The 16,440-nt window shown below is 31.5% G+C and carries 21 protein-coding genes; 9 read left to right on the top strand and 12 right to left on the bottom strand.

Annotation, left to right across the window (positions count from 1 at the left end; genetic code table 11):
- Window positions 1–26: 26 nt before the first annotated feature.
- The 6 genes from SYN6308_RS00350 to SYN6308_RS00380 form a co-directional block, all read right to left on the bottom strand.
- Window positions 27–422, bottom strand: a complete 396-nt coding sequence (locus SYN6308_RS00350) for a hypothetical protein (protein WP_017292434.1) — start codon at window positions 420–422, stop codon at window positions 27–29.
- A gap of 86 nt (window positions 423–508) precedes the next feature.
- A complete protein-coding gene (locus tag SYN6308_RS00355) occupies window positions 509–865 on the bottom strand; it encodes an iron-sulfur cluster assembly accessory protein (protein WP_017292435.1) in 357 nt (118 codons plus the stop codon).
- Window positions 866–1,399: 534 nt separating this feature from the next.
- Complete coding sequence (locus SYN6308_RS00365) at window positions 1,400–2,287, bottom strand: hypothetical protein (protein WP_017292437.1); 888 nt, start codon at window positions 2,285–2,287, stop codon at window positions 1,400–1,402.
- 75 nt (window positions 2,288–2,362) lie between these two features.
- Window positions 2,363–2,881 carry a hypothetical protein gene (locus SYN6308_RS00370; protein ID WP_017292438.1) on the bottom strand — a complete coding sequence of 173 codons (519 nt, stop codon included), beginning with the start codon at window positions 2,879–2,881 and terminating at the stop codon, window positions 2,363–2,365.
- 184 nt (window positions 2,882–3,065) lie between these two features.
- Window positions 3,066–4,187: a cobalt-precorrin-5B (C(1))-methyltransferase CbiD gene (gene cbiD, locus SYN6308_RS00375; RefSeq protein ID WP_017292439.1), complete on the bottom strand. Its 1,122-nt coding sequence runs from the start codon at window positions 4,185–4,187 to the stop codon at window positions 3,066–3,068.
- Window positions 4,188–4,346: 159 nt separating this feature from the next.
- A complete protein-coding gene (locus SYN6308_RS00380) occupies window positions 4,347–5,081 on the bottom strand; it encodes a phycocyanobilin:ferredoxin oxidoreductase (RefSeq protein WP_017292440.1) in 735 nt (244 codons plus the stop codon).
- Window positions 5,082–5,227: 146 nt separating this feature from the next.
- Between SYN6308_RS00380 and SYN6308_RS00385 the strand changes: the two genes are divergently transcribed.
- The 4 genes from SYN6308_RS00385 (at window position 5,228) to SYN6308_RS00400 (ending at window position 7,002) form a co-directional block, all read left to right on the top strand.
- Window positions 5,228–5,719, top strand: coding sequence for a hypothetical protein (locus tag SYN6308_RS00385; protein WP_017292441.1), 492 nt, complete (start codon window positions 5,228–5,230; stop codon window positions 5,717–5,719).
- Window positions 5,716–5,868: a hypothetical protein gene (locus SYN6308_RS24775; RefSeq protein WP_017292442.1), complete on the top strand. Its 153-nt coding sequence runs from the start codon at window positions 5,716–5,718 to the stop codon at window positions 5,866–5,868. Before SYN6308_RS00385 ends, SYN6308_RS24775 begins: the two co-directional genes overlap by 4 nt.
- A 643-nt stretch (window positions 5,869–6,511) precedes the next feature.
- The gene (locus SYN6308_RS00395; RefSeq protein ID WP_017292443.1) at window positions 6,512–6,736 is read left to right on the top strand and encodes a hypothetical protein; all 225 of its coding nucleotides are present in this window, start codon (window positions 6,512–6,514) and stop codon (window positions 6,734–6,736) included.
- Complete coding sequence (locus tag SYN6308_RS00400) at window positions 6,736–7,002, top strand: type II toxin-antitoxin system RelE family toxin (RefSeq protein ID WP_017292444.1); 267 nt, start codon at window positions 6,736–6,738, stop codon at window positions 7,000–7,002. Before SYN6308_RS00395 ends, SYN6308_RS00400 begins: the two co-directional genes overlap by 1 nt.
- 32 nt (window positions 7,003–7,034) lie before the next feature.
- Here the strand turns inward: SYN6308_RS00400 and SYN6308_RS24780 are convergent, their stop codons facing one another.
- The 4 genes from SYN6308_RS24780 to SYN6308_RS00415 form a co-directional block, all read right to left on the bottom strand.
- The gene (locus tag SYN6308_RS24780) at window positions 7,035–7,208 is read right to left on the bottom strand and encodes a hypothetical protein (protein WP_158412739.1); all 174 of its coding nucleotides are present in this window, start codon (window positions 7,206–7,208) and stop codon (window positions 7,035–7,037) included.
- Between the two features lie 226 nt (window positions 7,209–7,434).
- Window positions 7,435–8,718 carry a serine hydroxymethyltransferase gene (gene glyA / locus SYN6308_RS00405; protein ID WP_017292445.1) on the bottom strand — a complete coding sequence of 428 codons (1,284 nt, stop codon included), beginning with the start codon at window positions 8,716–8,718 and terminating at the stop codon, window positions 7,435–7,437.
- A 122-nt stretch (window positions 8,719–8,840) separates the two neighbouring features.
- Complete coding sequence (locus tag SYN6308_RS00410) at window positions 8,841–9,260, bottom strand: GxxExxY protein (protein WP_017292446.1); 420 nt, start codon at window positions 9,258–9,260, stop codon at window positions 8,841–8,843.
- Window positions 9,261–9,307: 47 nt separating this feature from the next.
- Complete coding sequence (locus SYN6308_RS00415; protein ID WP_017292447.1) at window positions 9,308–10,546, bottom strand: hypothetical protein; 1,239 nt, start codon at window positions 10,544–10,546, stop codon at window positions 9,308–9,310.
- Window positions 10,547–10,806: 260 nt separating this feature from the next.
- Here SYN6308_RS00415 and SYN6308_RS21295 point away from each other — a divergent pair, with 260 nt between their 5' ends.
- Both SYN6308_RS21295 and SYN6308_RS00425 read left to right on the top strand, forming a co-directional pair.
- On the top strand, window positions 10,807–11,028 hold the full coding sequence (locus SYN6308_RS21295) for a hypothetical protein (protein WP_017292448.1): 222 nt from the start codon (window positions 10,807–10,809) through the stop codon (window positions 11,026–11,028).
- Between the two features lie 45 nt (window positions 11,029–11,073).
- Complete coding sequence (locus SYN6308_RS00425) at window positions 11,074–11,322, top strand: hypothetical protein (protein WP_026101836.1); 249 nt, start codon at window positions 11,074–11,076, stop codon at window positions 11,320–11,322.
- 245 nt (window positions 11,323–11,567) lie between these two features.
- On the opposite strand, the gene cbiE is transcribed toward SYN6308_RS00425, so the two are convergent.
- Together cbiE and SYN6308_RS00435 are read right to left on the bottom strand one after the other, a co-directional pair.
- Window positions 11,568–12,809, bottom strand: a complete 1,242-nt coding sequence (cbiE, locus tag SYN6308_RS00430) for a precorrin-6y C5,15-methyltransferase (decarboxylating) subunit CbiE (RefSeq protein ID WP_017292449.1) — start codon at window positions 12,807–12,809, stop codon at window positions 11,568–11,570.
- 91 nt (window positions 12,810–12,900) lie between these two features.
- Complete coding sequence (locus SYN6308_RS00435) at window positions 12,901–14,409, bottom strand: helicase C-terminal domain-containing protein (RefSeq protein ID WP_017292450.1); 1,509 nt, start codon at window positions 14,407–14,409, stop codon at window positions 12,901–12,903.
- A 129-nt stretch (window positions 14,410–14,538) separates the two neighbouring features.
- On the opposite strand from SYN6308_RS00435, the gene psb28 reads away from it, so the two are divergent.
- The 3 genes from psb28 to SYN6308_RS00450 all read left to right on the top strand — a co-directional run bounded on the left by psb28 (window position 14,539) and on the right by SYN6308_RS00450 (window position 16,167).
- Window positions 14,539–14,877 (top strand): photosystem II reaction center protein Psb28, encoded by a 339-nt coding sequence (gene psb28 / locus SYN6308_RS00440; RefSeq protein WP_017292451.1) that lies wholly within the window; start codon window positions 14,539–14,541, stop codon window positions 14,875–14,877.
- Window positions 14,878–15,114: 237 nt separating this feature from the next.
- Complete coding sequence (locus SYN6308_RS00445) at window positions 15,115–15,618, top strand: MogA/MoaB family molybdenum cofactor biosynthesis protein (RefSeq protein ID WP_017292452.1); 504 nt, start codon at window positions 15,115–15,117, stop codon at window positions 15,616–15,618.
- A 6-nt stretch (window positions 15,619–15,624) separates the two neighbouring features.
- On the top strand, window positions 15,625–16,167 hold the full coding sequence (locus tag SYN6308_RS00450; RefSeq protein ID WP_017292453.1) for a hypothetical protein: 543 nt from the start codon (window positions 15,625–15,627) through the stop codon (window positions 16,165–16,167).
- The last annotated feature ends 273 nt before the right edge of the window (window positions 16,168–16,440 follow it).

Raw genomic sequence — 16,440 nt, forward strand, 5'->3', positions numbered from 1 at the left:
CAAAATAGCGTTGATCTTAACAAATATTAATACCACTGATTGCGAGGAGAATAATAGATAGGAGAATCTTTAACAATAAAGGGTTTTTCTTGCCAATCTACAGACCAATTTTTTTCTTTCAAATATTTAAGTAATGGCATCATCATCTCTAAATTACGACAAAACCAATATTGTTTTTCTTGATCTTCATCGATAAAGATGATTTGATATTGATAAGCATGACCAAGAGTTTTTAATAATCCGGGATATTTTTTTAACTCTTTTTTAATCTGGGATTGGGAATAGGTAATAATACTATTTTTTTGAAAATGATAAGGAATTTTAAATTTAGGTGTTTGAGGTTTTTTAGGTATAATAGGGGTACTTAAAACGGGGCTTAATAGGGGTTTTCGTTCGGGTTTTTTCGCATAAAAGGGAAACATAATAATTAATGAGGAATGAGAAATTAGGAATGAGAGGAGTAGGTGATTGAAAACTATTCATTATTCACTATGCACTATTTGACTATTTAGGTAGCGAAGGATTTACCGCAACCACAGGTTTGATTAGCGTTGGGATTGGTGAATTGAAAACCGCCTCCAATCATAGCGTTACTGTAATCTAAGACTAAGCCATATAAATATAATAGACTTTTTCGATCGCACACTAGTTTAAAACCTTCATAATCAAAAATATCATCATGTTCGGTGACATTGTTAAGATTTTCAAAATCCATCATGTAAGACATACCAGAACACCCTCCCTGTCTAACGCCTACCCGTAAACAGAGATTTTCGTTACCTTGTTGTTGTCTTAACATTAAAACGTGTTTAAGAGCATTTTCTGTTAATTGAATACCGCTATTGGACATTACTGCTTGTGTCATAAACGTTGATTACTGATACTGGATTTATTTATCTTTCTATTCTAACGTGAGTTTTCTTTGAGTCAAAGTTTATTTAGATGGTAAAATTTTCATTCCAAAATTATTTAAACTTTTTTCTGGAGAAGTCTAATATCTAAAGTCGATCGAATTATTTATTTTAATTAAGGCTAATTTTAATAGTATTTAGCAACTTTTAATCATTAATTTTATTAATTATAAACCTGATTCCTCTAGGGCTTTTGTTAACAAATCAGCCAAATTTTCTTTTTGTGCCCATGATGTTAAATAATTAAAATCTAAATCATGGGATTGAACTTTTAGCACCCCTAAAATATCTCGCCATTGACGCTCATAAATTTGATTTCCTTGGGGATACCTTGGGGAATATTGATTAATGGTATTTTAGGCATAGGAAAAATGAGCTATTATTTTTAACTATTGATTTTAAAACTATGATCACTATCCCGCAATTCAATAAAATTACAGGATGGTGAATTTAATTGATACCTTTACTCCTAGAGACAAAACGGGCTTTTAAATTTCCATCATAGCACGAGAGATCAAACTGCGTCCGATGGACTGTATGCCTGTATGTTCAAAGTAGTTGGTTGACATATCGAGGAAGGCGGCGACATAATCTAATTGATCTTCAGAAAATTCGACAAAACTATGGAGATTTTTTACTACTTTATTTTGGGTGATGGCGTGACTGGCGACAAATCCTGTCATCCATCCCTTAACGGCAGAGAAACTATTGCCGATAAACTGTAATTGCCCTGCTGGATTTCCTCCCGGAATAAAGCGACTGACACTGGAAAACCCTGCATTATTAGTTAATTCTTTACTCGATAGGTTACTAATAGTTGACTCTACTGTTAAGATAAAATCTGCACCAAAAGGCACGATACCATCAAAACAGACTAAAGCCGCCATGCGTGTTAAAGCGTCTCCTTCATATTCTCCTAAGGCTTTGACGAAATCTCCGATACTGTCTCCGGGTAAACCGTTGATTTGACAAAAGGCAACGACTTCTACTACTAATTTGATGGCTAAGTCTAGCGCCTGGGCTTTTTCGTTGTTAGGGGTGAGGCGGTTAAGAAAACTTAATAAACCTATTTTTGAGCCTACTTTATTGGCTAAAGCTGCTGCCCCTAAAGCATAATCGGCTTTGTCAACGGTTTGATATAACCATAACGCATTTTGATAGCCTTGGGTTTTATCATTAAATAACCATACCGCACGATCGCCAATTTTTTGAATAATTTGTTCGTCAGTTTCTCCCGTCACTTCTCGAATCATTTGCTCAAAATTAGTAGTATTTTGCCATTGCCCCGGAATAGCGAAATCGAGGGATTTTAATACCATGGTGGTAATATTATTTTTTGGTAAATTATCGACTAATTCAAAAATTGCTTTACTCATATTCTATTCTCTTGTGATATTATGTGGAATGATTAATGGACTATTTAAGATTATTTGAAATGGTATAAATTTTATTTAGTTTAAATTTGCTAAGTTAGTTAAATCGAATTTACTTAACCATTCTTTTCTTTGTTTTAAATCAAAATTTACATTACTTGATTTTATACTAACTTGATAACGATCGCCCACTAAAACAGCAGTATTATTTGTGCCTTTTTCTACCACTGGAAAACCGTTAATTTTATCCGTAGAATTTTTAAAGTCTTCTTTAGCTGAGGGATTGCTAATAGTATCAAAAATAGCTAAAACTGCTAAATCTTCTCCATTACGCTTTAATTTTGCTTGAACAAATCCTGATTTTTCTTGGGTAAAAACTCTTTCATATTCTCCACTACTAACAGGAAAAAATTGATTAAAACTAGCACCTTTTACCGCATCTTTATCAACGGCAGTATTTCTATTTCCTGCGTCTAAACTTTCTTGTTGTGCCGATTCAAAACGAGAAGGCGGTTGAGGATTACAAGCGGATAAAAATAGTAAAGAAAATAAACAAAATGAGACTATTATACGAGATATTTTTTTTTGATTGATCATAATTTAAAACCTTAAAGAATATTTAATGATACTGTTCGATCGAACCGATCATCATGATTTAAAATCTTATTATAACAGTCCTCAATGATTTGTGAACAATCCCCCTTTTATTCCCCCAACTTTGGGGGTTAGTGGGTGACAATTTTGGGGAGTTAGGCGGCAAAATTTTACAACTAACATAGTTTTATTCACTACTTCCTTTAGCAATTATTTCACGATTTCGATCGAACAAAATAACTGATATTTTGACAAAATGTTCAGAATGTTTTAAAATATATTTTTCACAATTATTAGCAATTCTATTCGCCATAAATTGATAAATTTGATCAGTATAATTACTCTTATTTTCTCTGTCAAATGCTAGTAAAATTTGATAAGCTGATTCTGTGGTTTCCGCCGTAAATATTTGTTGAATAATTCCATGAGGTAAATTAAAATTAGCACAAATTGCCGTTAAAATTTCTAATCTTGCATCAGCTAAATGATGATGAGTATGAAAAATATTTCCTGCTAATTTAATTAACTTTCCATGATAACCTAATAATATAATTGACTTAACTTGCTCGATCGAACTCTTTACTAACATTGAGCCTAACCAGTTTGCAGTCTTTACTAATTGCTCAGAATTATAACCTAATTTAACAGCTAAATCTAAACCATTTTCCCCGATACAAAACACTAAATTATCAAATTTTTTCGCCTTTTCTGCTAACTCTTGTTGATATAATTCTAACTGTTTTTGACTGGTTAAAGGTTGAGAAATTCCTGTTGTACCCAATAAAGATAACCCTTCAATCACTCCAAAAGCTGAATTAGAAGTACGTTGAGCCAGTTTTTTTCCTTCGGGTAAAATAATTTTTACTTCCACAATACTAGGACTTTTTAAGTTGTCTAATAAATTTTTTTCTAATAGTTTTTGTGCATAGGAATAAATAGCAGATTTTCCATCTAAATTAGTAATTTTTCCAATGCCTTCCCCCCCCTCAATAATTAATTTAGTTTCGTAATGTGGTGTTAAAGTTACGATCGACCAAATAGGAGTATCACGGGTTAAATCTAAATTATCACCCGGATTTGAACGGGTAATAGCTAAGGCTTGATTATCACTAATTTTAGCTATTTGTTCAATATTAATAGTTGCCAATTCTGACGGTTTAATTAAATCGATAATAACCTGATTTTCTTGATAACTATTTTGTAAATATTGCAAACTTGCCACTGCTGAAGCCGTAGCAAAAACGGGTAAAGTATAACCTGAATTACTTAATTTTGACATAAAAAAGTTCGTAGTGATGACTTTAGTCATTTCTTAATAGACATAAGTTGAAGAAGGGTTGAAACCCTCACTACAAACTTATTAAAAATCTATTCGGGAGATGTCTAAAGAATTAAATAATTTTAAATATTAGCTTTTTTTTCTGTTTAATTTAACTAAAATTACCGAAATTACTGAGTAAACTTTGTATTAAAAATTAGGTAAATCAAACAAAACAGAAGTCATATAATTTTCAGCCCATTCTACCCCAAAAGCCTTCTCTAAAACTCGTCTAGTTTTATCATTTTGTTGCTGTTGAGTGCAGTAATTTTTTTGCCCTTGCAAATAGACTAATTTTTCTGAAGCAGAAACCTCTTGGGATGCCGTAGCTATTTGACAATGAATTGTTAAAAAATCTTTAACTCTATGCAAAAATAACATTTCTTCTTCACCATTGGAAGGGCGAATAAATAAACAAAAAGGAGAAAAAATATCGCCCCAAGGAGGTAAATCTCGTTTATCTTGAAAAGTAATTTCTGCTAAACTAGACAATTTTTCTTGATAATCAGAAGATAGAGTTTTATCGCCACTGGTAGGGGATAAATCCACAATCGCCGCACTAATTCCCGCCTTTCCTGCCACAATATCACAACCAAACATCGCTAAAGGATATTGAGGATAAGGAAACATAACGCAGTGAAGAATATCTAAATTGTTACCCACTTTCGCTAATTCCAAGTGCATTTTCCGAAATTGTTGACTTTGATAACAAGTGTTTTGAATAGTGAGTCTTTCCCCTTCTAATTTCCCTTCCACATATCCTAATTCTTCGGGAAGTTGATAGGGTGATAAAATTAAATTTTCTTGCCAAATAGCAATAATGGCATCGGCTAATTGATTAATTAAGGGGTGTAATCTACTTTTTAAATCTGAGGAATCGATCATAAAATCTCAATATAATTATTTATTGGTTATTGATCTTTATTTTTTCATACTTTTATCGGTCTAATGAAAAATTGTGATAAAAATAGATAGTAGGGATTAAAAATTTACTACTGAAACTATAAAGATAATATGAGGAGAGAGATTTCATGACATCAAAAGAAGATGAAGAAAGAGAGTTAGAAATAATGAGGGATGCGTTACAGGGGAGAAAATTTACCCTTGCAGACTTAATCGCTAGGGAAGGAGGAGGTTTTTTGAAAGGAGAATCTCCTGTACCTATAATAATTCAAATAAAAACAGAAATAAATAATTTCATTGGGAATAACCTTAAAGATTTGTCGGGTGCTTTACAAGCAGTTTTAACGGATTTAGTGAATGGTGGAGATGATAAAATTAGTTGTCATGATACACAACCTCTGAATGCGTTAACTTTGATTATTGAGGATATTCTCAGTAATGAACATAAATACTATGATTTTGTGAAACAAGTTGATTTAAAATGGGGACAAATGAATGGTGAACGTCCTTACTTTCAAAATGTAGGAGAAACCGCACATCCAGATGATGAATATAGTCATGAATCTGTACGTTTGCGACTAATGGATTTACTAGAAAAAATTAATCAACAAATATCATGATGAAAAGTACGATCGAACAAGATAAAAATATCAAGAATAATCAACCTAATCAAGAGATGAATGATCCCATTTTATGTGATCACTGTAAACGTACCGCTACTAATGGGATTAAATGTAAAGGGATTTGTGTGGCTGATAATGATTATTAACTCATCGTTCGCTTATTTGAAAATGTAAAAATGAGTAAAATAGCTTCTAATCTTTAACCTATAAATGTTTTAGCTCAAAGAGTACTTATTAAGCATAATGTGTAAGGGAGGTTAACTATATTAGCAGTTTTCATACTATAACTTACTTGCAAAATAAAAATTACCAACATTGGGGCTACAAAAAAAGAAACAATTAGCGTAATTATTACAATAATTATAATGAGATGGTTGAAACAGAATCATGAGCTAGGCTGGTATAAATAGACTCTGGTACTTTCATCAAACTTAATATCACCTCAGTTCGATGCAAAAATGTTTGATAAGGGCAGGTTTCAGGTTGCAGGTTGCAGGTTAACAATTTCTTTGTTTGGATCAATTAATTACTTAATTTAATTTCGATAAAATCAATTTGAATAACTTTTTCACCTTATCTTTACCTGATACCTAACACCTTATCTTAACCGATGATTTTATGTCGAACTCAGGTTAAACCAATAGAAAAATTACTATATCTTTTATATCTTCTTCCTTTTTCTGTGGTGCGATCGTGCAGCACCACTTCGTGGGCGAGCAGCGTGCCTTTGGCATCGAGTTTTGTAAGTGGTAAAATAAAAAGTAAATGTAATAGATTTTGAATCGAAATATGGAAAATTTAGAATTAATTAGTAAAGCAATTCTCCCATTATCTTTGGAAAGTAAAAAGCAACTTTTAGAAATATTAGAGCAACAAATATTTGAGTTAGAAGAAGCTAATTATCAAGAGGATGAAAATACAATCAATGAAATTAAGTTAGTTCAACAAGAATATGAAAACGAAGAATATTTGAACCTTAATCAATACCTTGAACAAAGAGGCAATATTAATTAATGAATTACGATCTTATCATCTCTAAGTCAGTACAAAAGCAGATTGATAAATTACCGAATGAAATTGTATTGCGTATCGTGGAAAAACTTAAAGTATTATCAACAGAACCTCGTTTGCAAGGAGTGATCAAACTTAAAGGATATGATAATCAATATCGACTTAGAGTGGAAAATTATCGTATTCGTTATGAAATTGATGATTCCAATCATCAAATCAAAATATTACAGTGTAAGCATCGCAGAGAAGTTTATAGAGATGATCGTTAAAACAAACTGGAAAATGCGATCGCACCTCAAATTTAATAAATTAGGGTTAGTTTATAATGATTATCGGTGGGCAATGCCCACCCTACTAAGTATATTATGGTGACATCCTCCCGCGCTGATCCTACGGATACAGACGTGGGCTTCCAAATATCGCTACTTGGATTTTCTGTTTCAACGGGTGTTTCTAGCCATCGATTGCTCGACAACCCCGATTCATTGCCCTCCGCAAACTTGTTACCGACTGCCCATCGGCTTCAACTTTTTAACCTTTTAGACCCACGCTATGCACTGTTCACCAGCAAGGTAGCTGTACGTTTGTGTCAAGTGGCGAGGTGGTTAGCCTGTTTTTATGATAGCACGTCACAGGCGATTACCAACCACACTTGTTTAATTATTTTTTTTGTTGAAAACAAAGTGTGGGGCTTCTCGCCGTTAAGCTAAAGCTGGTACAGGGATTCTTAAATGAGGATAGAGAGGGAATCGATCGCACAATGTTTCAACACGTTTAATACAATCTAATCTCACGGCTTCATCTTCGGGGTTTAAGAGTCTGTCGGCGATAATATTGGCAATTTCGGTAAATTCCGCTTCTTTTAAGCCTCTGGTGGTTTCCGCAGGTGAACCTAATCTCAATCCACTTGTAACAAAGGGAGATTCGGGATCGAAGGGTACAGTATTTTTATTAGCTGTAATGCTAGTTTTACCTAATAACTGATCTGCTAGTTTACCAGTCATACCGATCGATCGTAAATCCACTAAGTTGAGGTGATTATCTGTACCTCCTGAAACTAACTTAAAGCCACGACTGACTAATTGATTACCTAATGTCTGAGAGTTGAGGATAACTTGTTGACAGTAGGTTTTAAATTCGGGTTTTAAGGCTTCTCCGAAAGCCACCGCTTTACCTGCGATAACGTGTTCGAGGGGGCCTCCTTGTGTACCGGGGAATACGGCTTTATTGAGTTGTTTACCTAATTCTGCGTCACGGGTAAGAATTAAACCGCCTCTTGGTCCTCTTAATGTCTTATGAGTTGTAGTTGTTACCACATCGCAATAAGGCACGGGATTAGGATGTAAACCAGTCGCCACTAAACCAGCGATATGAGCAATGTCTGCTAATAAATATGCTCCCACTTCGTCCGCAATTTGTCTAAATTTGTCAAATTCGATCGTACGAGGATAGGCAGAGTAACCGCAGATAATGAGTTTGGGGCGTTCTTTTAATGCCAATTCCCGAATTTGATCATAGTCGAGACGCTCGGTTTCTTTGCTGACACCGTATTGGCACACTTCAAACCATTTACCAGAAACGTTGACAGGAGAGCCATGGGTTAAATGTCCACCGTGAGACAAATCCATGCCCATAATTTTATCCCCCGGTTTGAGCAGGGTTAAAAACACCGCAAAATTAGCCTGTGCGCCCGAATGGGGTTGAACATTCGCCATTTCCGCCCCAAATAGCTGTTTTGCTCGATCGATCGCTAAATCTTCCGCTTGATCAACAAATTTACAACCACCATAATAACGTTTTCCGGGCAAACCTTCCGCATATTTATTGGTTAAAACTGAACCTTGGGCAGCCATTACCGCAGGAGAGGTGAAATTTTCACTGGCAATTAATTCTAAATGTCCTCTTTGGCGTTGCAACTCGTTCGCAATAATTTCAGCTATAGCTGGGTCTGTATCGGCTAAAAATTCTAAGTTAGTCTGACTCACGTTAATTTAATTTTTCATATAAATATACTTTTTCTATGATAATCGATTCTTGGTTCATCCTCGATGAAATTTGGCGATCGTCTTGATTGTAGCCTGTGTGTACCACGTGTATGCACTATGATTTATTTGATTTTTGGATTACCTTGATTTTTTTGTTTAAATGATTTGTTCGTTAACCTTTTAAATTGCAATGATTTTGCACCGAAGTTGATGAGTAAACCTACTTCGAGATCATACGCTTCGAGATAGTTAATGGCTTGGGCAAGATGCACATCTTGTAATTCAATAGTTGCCTTTAATTCCACCGAAACAACTTCTTCAACCAAAAAATCGACTCTTCTGGTGCCGATTTGATGTTTTTTGTAGTAAATAGGCATTTCGTGTTCTCGAGAAAATGGTATTCCTTGCAAATCCATTTCAATTTTCAAAGCTCTTTGATAAATAACTTCCTGAAATCCATTGCCCAATTCAGAATGCACCGTCATTGCACATCCTATAATTTTAGAAGTCAGATCAGAATATTTATATTTTTCATTAATCATAATAATCCTTTAATCATAAAAATCATAGTCCAGACAATTTCCCAACCCTAATTTTGAGGACTTCCACAATGATAACAATAGGGCATCAGTTTATAGGTTAAATTATGACAATTTGCACACTCTATATATTGATAATAACCACAATGAGGACAATGTTGATGATTATTATTAATTTTTTTACCACAATTTAAACAACGAGATTTTTCGATTCTTTTACTAGCTTGACTTTTAGGATTAAAAACAACTTGTTGAAAAAATTTGATAATACCAAAACCAATAACAGGAATTAATAATATATAAATATAACTAATTAAAAATAATAATCCTCCAAAAATAACCGTAATAATATCAACGAGAAATTCAAAAATTATTCCTACTTGTAAAAACTCAAATATTTTAATTAATAAAGGAATAAAAAAGATAACTAATAAATGCCAACTCATTAAAGCCATTAATCCATAGCCTTTTTCCAAAGCAAAGTTATGGATAAATAAGGCAATAGTAATCAGAGGAATTAAGAATAAAAATTGTAAAAATATTTGGATTGTGGGATACCAAAAATTAGCAGATTCATAACCTTTTTTTACTTGTTGAAATTCAGATTCAGAGTTTAAAAATTTAATAAAATTAGTACTTTCAGCAGTAGTTATTAATTGTTGTTTTAATTGAGCAATTTCTTTCGTTAAATTAGTGATAGTAAGATCATTTTTTTCTAATTCTTGCCTCGCTTGTTGTGCCTGTATTTGATTTATCGATAAATTACTTGGTTGTCCTGCAATTTTTTCCAATAAAGTAGAATCATATTGACTGCGAATATTACGATTTTTTTCTTGGAGAGATTTTACTTGTGTGATATTATTTTGTATCTTGGTAAAAATTGCTTGATTATTTGGTTGATTTACCTGATTTTTAATATTATTAAAATTGAGACAAATTTCTGATACTTTTCCTAATTTTCCTCGATAATTTTCTTCAGGATTTTCTGGAATATCAAGACGTTGATTTAAGGTTTCACTAACTATGTGAAAATCTCGATCGCGCAGCGCCACTTCGTGATCGAGCCTAGTATCTTCATTGTACCTTTGCCATGAAGAATAACAAGAATAGGCTTGAGAAGGGCTTAAATGCCATCGACTAATATCATCCAATCCTGCAAAAACATTAAAGAGAATAAACAAATCAATGATAATAATAACTGTTAAACTAACCTTATTAACAGGTTCATTATTAATATTTCTTGATTTACGAAAAAATAAACCGATAAAATTACTGATGTGTCTAAACATTTTTTTATTATTTATATTTTAATTAAATTAATTAACATTACTTGTGAATAAAATTAAAGATATTATTAGCGATTCCCTGATTTTCCCCTAAGCTAATAATCCCATGAATTGTATCTTTTAATGAAGTCATAATTTGTAACGATCGAACATAATATTTGATAACATAACCTTATTTTAAAAGTATCAGCTCAATAATTAGTGGTTTGTGGGAAAAAAGAAAAAAGTTTACAATATAGATCATCTGTCATAGAATATAAAATATGACGCAAACAAAATCAGTTCATTTGTTGTCAATATCACAATTACTGCAAAGGATTGAACCTCAATTAATTGCCGATGATGATTTGCGTATATCAGTAGAAATGCTACTCAATCTGGTAGAAGAACTTAATCAGAAAGTTAAAAAATTAGAAACAGAAAATCAACTTTCAGTAGATCGAAAAGAAGAGAAAACTCATAGACAAATAGTTCATAAGAACTAATATAAATAGTAAATCTTGGGTGATAATGTCGTTCACAAGCCAAAAATGGAACTTGTTCTTTTTATGGATATGCGCTGGCTATATGTCATCAAAAAGGGAAAACGAGTAATTTTAGCCATTAGAGCCATTAGACGTAAAGAAACCAAGGTTTGTATTTTAACCTATTTATTATCAGAATTATCTAGTTTAAATATCCGAGTTGAAAAATTATATTTGGATAGAGAGTTCTTTAGTATGCCAATAATTAGATGGTTAAAGGTATTGGATATACCCTTCATTATTCCGACCCAATAAAATCAAGATTAATAATAAGAATATCTTATACCATTTTTTTATACAAAATGAAATAGATAGTATCTAAAATCTCTTTTTCGATCTACTGATATTTTGAGATCGCTTTTTCTTGTTAGTTAAGAGTTCGATCGATTTTTAATATTATAATGTATAATAATACAGTAATTTTTTATGAGATTAATTAACTATTAGTGATCGAGCTTATTTATTCCCCTATCAGATTAATTGTTATGTTATTTAATAAATTATGCTTTTATTGCGGTAATAATATTCACAGGATTAAGGGGATAAAAACGGGTATTTTTAGCAATCGCTAAAGATTTGGATATTTGTACATGAATAATCTCATAAGTCCAATTATGATCTTTAAACCATTGTAAGGCTTCATGGAGGTTTTCGATCGTGGCTAGGGCGATAACTATTTTACTTTCAGGATAAATTTTTGTTTCGATTATGTTTAATAAAAAGGTTAAATTACTTCCACTTCCGCCGATAAAAATGCGGTGAGGATTTGGTAAATTTTCAATCATATTTTCTGCTTTATCATGGATTATTTCAATATTATTAACTTGAAATTGATGACAGTTTTGTTTAATTAAATTTGCTCCCATAGCGGTTTTTTCTATAGCATAAATTTGACTATTTTTCACCAGTCTAGCTATCTCGATCGAAACACTACCAGTACCAGCTCCTATATCCCAAATTACTTGATTTTCTTGTAAAGATAATGCCCCTAATATGGTTAATCTTACCTCTTTTTTGGTCATTAAACCGGGTTGATCTGGAAAGGTTTTAAATAGATTATCTGGTAATCCTATTATCGGTAACTTTTCTAAGTCTAAAATAGCTCTATAAAACTCAGATTTTTTGATTAAAATAACTATATTTAAAGGAGATATTGTTTCTAGTTTTATATCTTCATTCTTATCTATTAAGGTAATTTTCTCCTCTTGACTACCAAGATTTTCACACAACCAAAAATCATATTTGATACTGGTTTTTAACTGTTGATAAACCTGCCAAATAATTAAGGGATTGTTGATATTATCTGTTAAAATACCTATTTTTTCATAGCCTTTTTTTAAGGGTTGAATTAAAGAGTCAATATTCCTACCATGAAGACTAATAAATTGTGCATCTTGCCAAGGGATTTTTAATTTATTAAAACCCAACTGCACACAACTACTATGGGGATAAAAGACTAATTCATCAGGAATAAAATTATTTAATAAAATTCTGCCGATACCAAAAAATAAAGGATCACCTGATGCTAAAATAACGATATTTTCTCCTTGTTTTTGATATTCTTTAATGTCATAAATAACTGTTTCTAAATTATTTATTTTTACTTTAATTCCAGAGTGATTAGAAAAATATTGTAAGTGTCTTTCTCCTCCAATTAAAACTGTGGCTTGATTAACTATTTCTAACACCAAATTAGTTAAACTTTTTTCTCCTTCTAAACCAATACCAACAACTTTAATCATCATTAATAATATACTTTTTAAAATAATAATTGAGTTTTACAAAATAACTATTATCTATTGCCTATTCCTCGTTTTCATCAATATCAAATTATTATCCTGCTGAATATATATCGATATAATTAATTTTTGCATAGGGTTCTAACGATCGTAAAATATTAATACCATAACTACGATAATTAACTCGATTATCTAATAAAGCAATTATGCCTTGATTTTTTCTAATAGACATAGTTGATTGTTGTAAAATTTTTATGGCAGAGGGTAACAGAAAAAGACGAAACCAATCTTTTTTCTGATTTTTATAATGGGTAACTTGAGCGGCAATTAAAGGATTTTCTAGGGAAGGAATTGGCAAAGTAGCAAAAATTAATAGTATGGGAGTTAAGATTTGAGCTTGATAATTTAACCAAAATTTTATATCACAAACTAAGATACTATTTTTTCCTATATTCAAGGAGTTTAATTGTACTCTTGAACCAAAATAACCTGCTAAATTAGATGTAATTTGTCCTTGTAATGGGACATCATCTATTATAATAATAATGGGATGATGGTTAATTTTTATACTGTTAACTAAGGCTAAAATTTCTTGGATAACTTTACTTTGAAATTGAGGATTATTGGGAAAGGGAAAATTACTGGGAAAATAGAGGTTTAGATTTTGATTTTGTCCATCAGGAGAGAATTTTAAGCACGTCACATCATCTAATTTTAAGCCTAAATATTGACTATAATCCACTGGATATTTATCAGGTTCTAAATAACTAGATAATAAAATTAAAGCACGATTTTGCCAAATATGATTAATTAATGATTTTAATTCTAAAGGGGATGATTTAAGGGTAAAAGAACCTTTCGATCGATCCATAGTAAAATAGTTGATATACTGATCATTTTGTGACAATGCTTGAGATAAATAAATAAATTTTGCTAAAACTTGATCATAGGATGTTTTTTCCTTGACTAAATTACATAATTCTTCAATGATAATAATTTCTTCTTCCTCTAACAAATAGCTATTATAAGGATTAGAAGGATGAGAATAAATGAGTTTTGTTAATTTAGCTAACTTTTCCCTAATAAAATCTTGATGTTGAGGAAAAAATAACTGTAAATTATACCAATCTTGAGAGGTAATTTCTAGGGTTAAATATTCAGTGATAATATCAGGTAAATTTTCCGCTTCTTCAATAATAGTAACCATTTCATTCTCTACTAAATTATTCATCACTAAGTCTAACCAATCCTCATAGGTAATTACATATAAGGTAGATTTTTTTACCGTGTTTTGTTGATAGTTAGTCGTAACAAATTTATCGGTATCTAACCATTGCTGTAAACAGGGTATTTTTTCCTTAACCAATAGCTGTTGAATCTCTTTTGTCGCTACGATAATCAGAGAATTTGCTGACAATAAAGCTGGAGTTAAATAACTAGGATAATATTGGTTATAATTTGCCCCAGTTTGAATGATAGTCGATCGACCTAATCTTAACCCACGAGCCACCATTCTCGCCATAGTTAGATGATGTATCCAACTAAACTGCGATTTTTGACGTAAAAAATTTCGTAACTCCGAATGTACTTCGACTTCTAACATCGCTAAATAGTTATATAATAGTTAATCATTAGCTTTAAACTGCAATTCTCAAATTTTACTGTTGATGATTCAATGTTATGAGAAGATAGGTAAAGTTATAGTTTAATCAAAATCATAGGAAATATCATCATGGCTCAAATTGAATTTGCTAGAGGCATCATCGAAGAATCTATCCCTGATGTTAAATTAACTCGCTCTCGTGACGGTAGTAACGGCACCGCAACATTTCGTTTTGAAAGTTCAAAGGTACTAGAAAGCGGTAATAATCAAGAAGTTACAGGAATGTATTTGATTGATGAAGAAGGGGAATTGGTCACTCGTGAGGTAAAATGTAAATTTATCAACGGTGAACCTAAAGCGATCGAAGCCATTTATTTGATAAAATCTTCTCAAGAATGGGATAGATTTATGCGTTTTATGGAACGCTACGCTCAAGAACATGATTTAGGTTTTACTAAATCCGAATAGTGAAGAATGGATAATGGAGAATGGATAATGGAGAATTAAGAATTAATTGTTGAATCGCTAAGAGAGATTTGTGCTGTTAGCATTATAATTTTATTTCAATGCGGGTGATATTAATAACTTCTATTTATTCTCAACTCCTATTCATTCCCATATCTTATTAATTTCATACTCCTAATTTCCATTAATTTCATACTCTTTAATTTTCAATTTTCCATTTTCAATTCTCCATTAATTCTTATGGTTATTCCTCATGAAAATTCTGACATAAAAAGCGTTAATTGTGCGGTGATAACTGTTAGTGATACTCGCACTTTTGATACAGATATTAGTGGTAAAATTGCTCAAGAAATGTTGATAGATGCCCGTCATAAAGTTATTCATTATGAGATTATTAAAGATGAACCTAAACAGATAAAATCTTTACTAATTAATTTAGCATCTAATCAACTATTAAATTGTGTCATTTTTACAGGAGGAACGGGGATTTCTTCTAGGGATAATACCTATGATATAATCAGTCAAATGTTAGAAAAAACTTTGTCTGGTTTTGGGGAGATTTTTCGCTATTTAAGTTATCAAGAAATTGGCTCTCGATCGATGGCTTCCAGAGCAACCGCAGGATTGTATAATGGTAAAATAGTTTTTTCTTTGCCCGGTTCTAGTAATGCTGTTAAACTAGGTTTAGAAAAATTGATTATTCCTGAATTAACTCATTTAGTTACTGAAATAAATAAAGGTTAATTTGATATGCCTAATGATGATCATAATGAGATAAAATCTTTAGAGTTCGATCGTGAAATGGCTTTGTGCGATCGAACAAAGTTACTAAAATTTCAGGAATGGTGTGTCAAAAATAAGATTAACTATTTAGTGATTATTGATAAATTAATTGATGCTTGTTTAGAAAATAATCCTGTGATTATTGAAGAAATTATTAACAAGAAAGATAACTTGAATCTTGAAGAAAAAATCAACTCAATTCTTAGTAAATCTCTACAACCTTTTATCAAGAGAATTGAAGATTTAGAATCACAATTAAAAATTAAAAATGATGATTTATTTAAACCAAATAAGTTTTTATATCCATCAGTAACAGCAGATTTATCTCAAGAAGATATTAGTAAAAGAGTTTATTTACCTCGTCAACAAGTATGGCAAAGATTGAAAAAAACTGACTATATTAAATATGCTGGTTATGATAGTTTTTTAAAAGCTACAGGGGATGAACTTATAGAATATGGTATCTTTTTTGATGATGATAAAAAGCGTTTTTATATTATTGACAATTAGAGTTTGCTGAAAACATTTAAGTATTATTTTATATTTTCTATTATTTAAGGTTTGCTGAATAAATCAGAAAGCTATTAAAATGAATGGTTTAGATATAATACATTAGTGAAAAAGTGCTCCGTTTGAAGGATTTTTATTCAAAAATTCAACACTTTTAACCTTATTTTTTAAAATACAACTATACTCATTCTATCTATTAACAGCATCAAAACCTTGATGTTTCAGTATTTCTCCTATCTCCTATCTCCTAACTCCTATCTCCCTAATCGATAA

The organism is Geminocystis herdmanii PCC 6308, assembly GCF_000332235.1.
GTDB classification, from domain to species: domain Bacteria; phylum Cyanobacteriota; class Cyanobacteriia; order Cyanobacteriales; family Cyanobacteriaceae; genus Geminocystis; species Geminocystis herdmanii.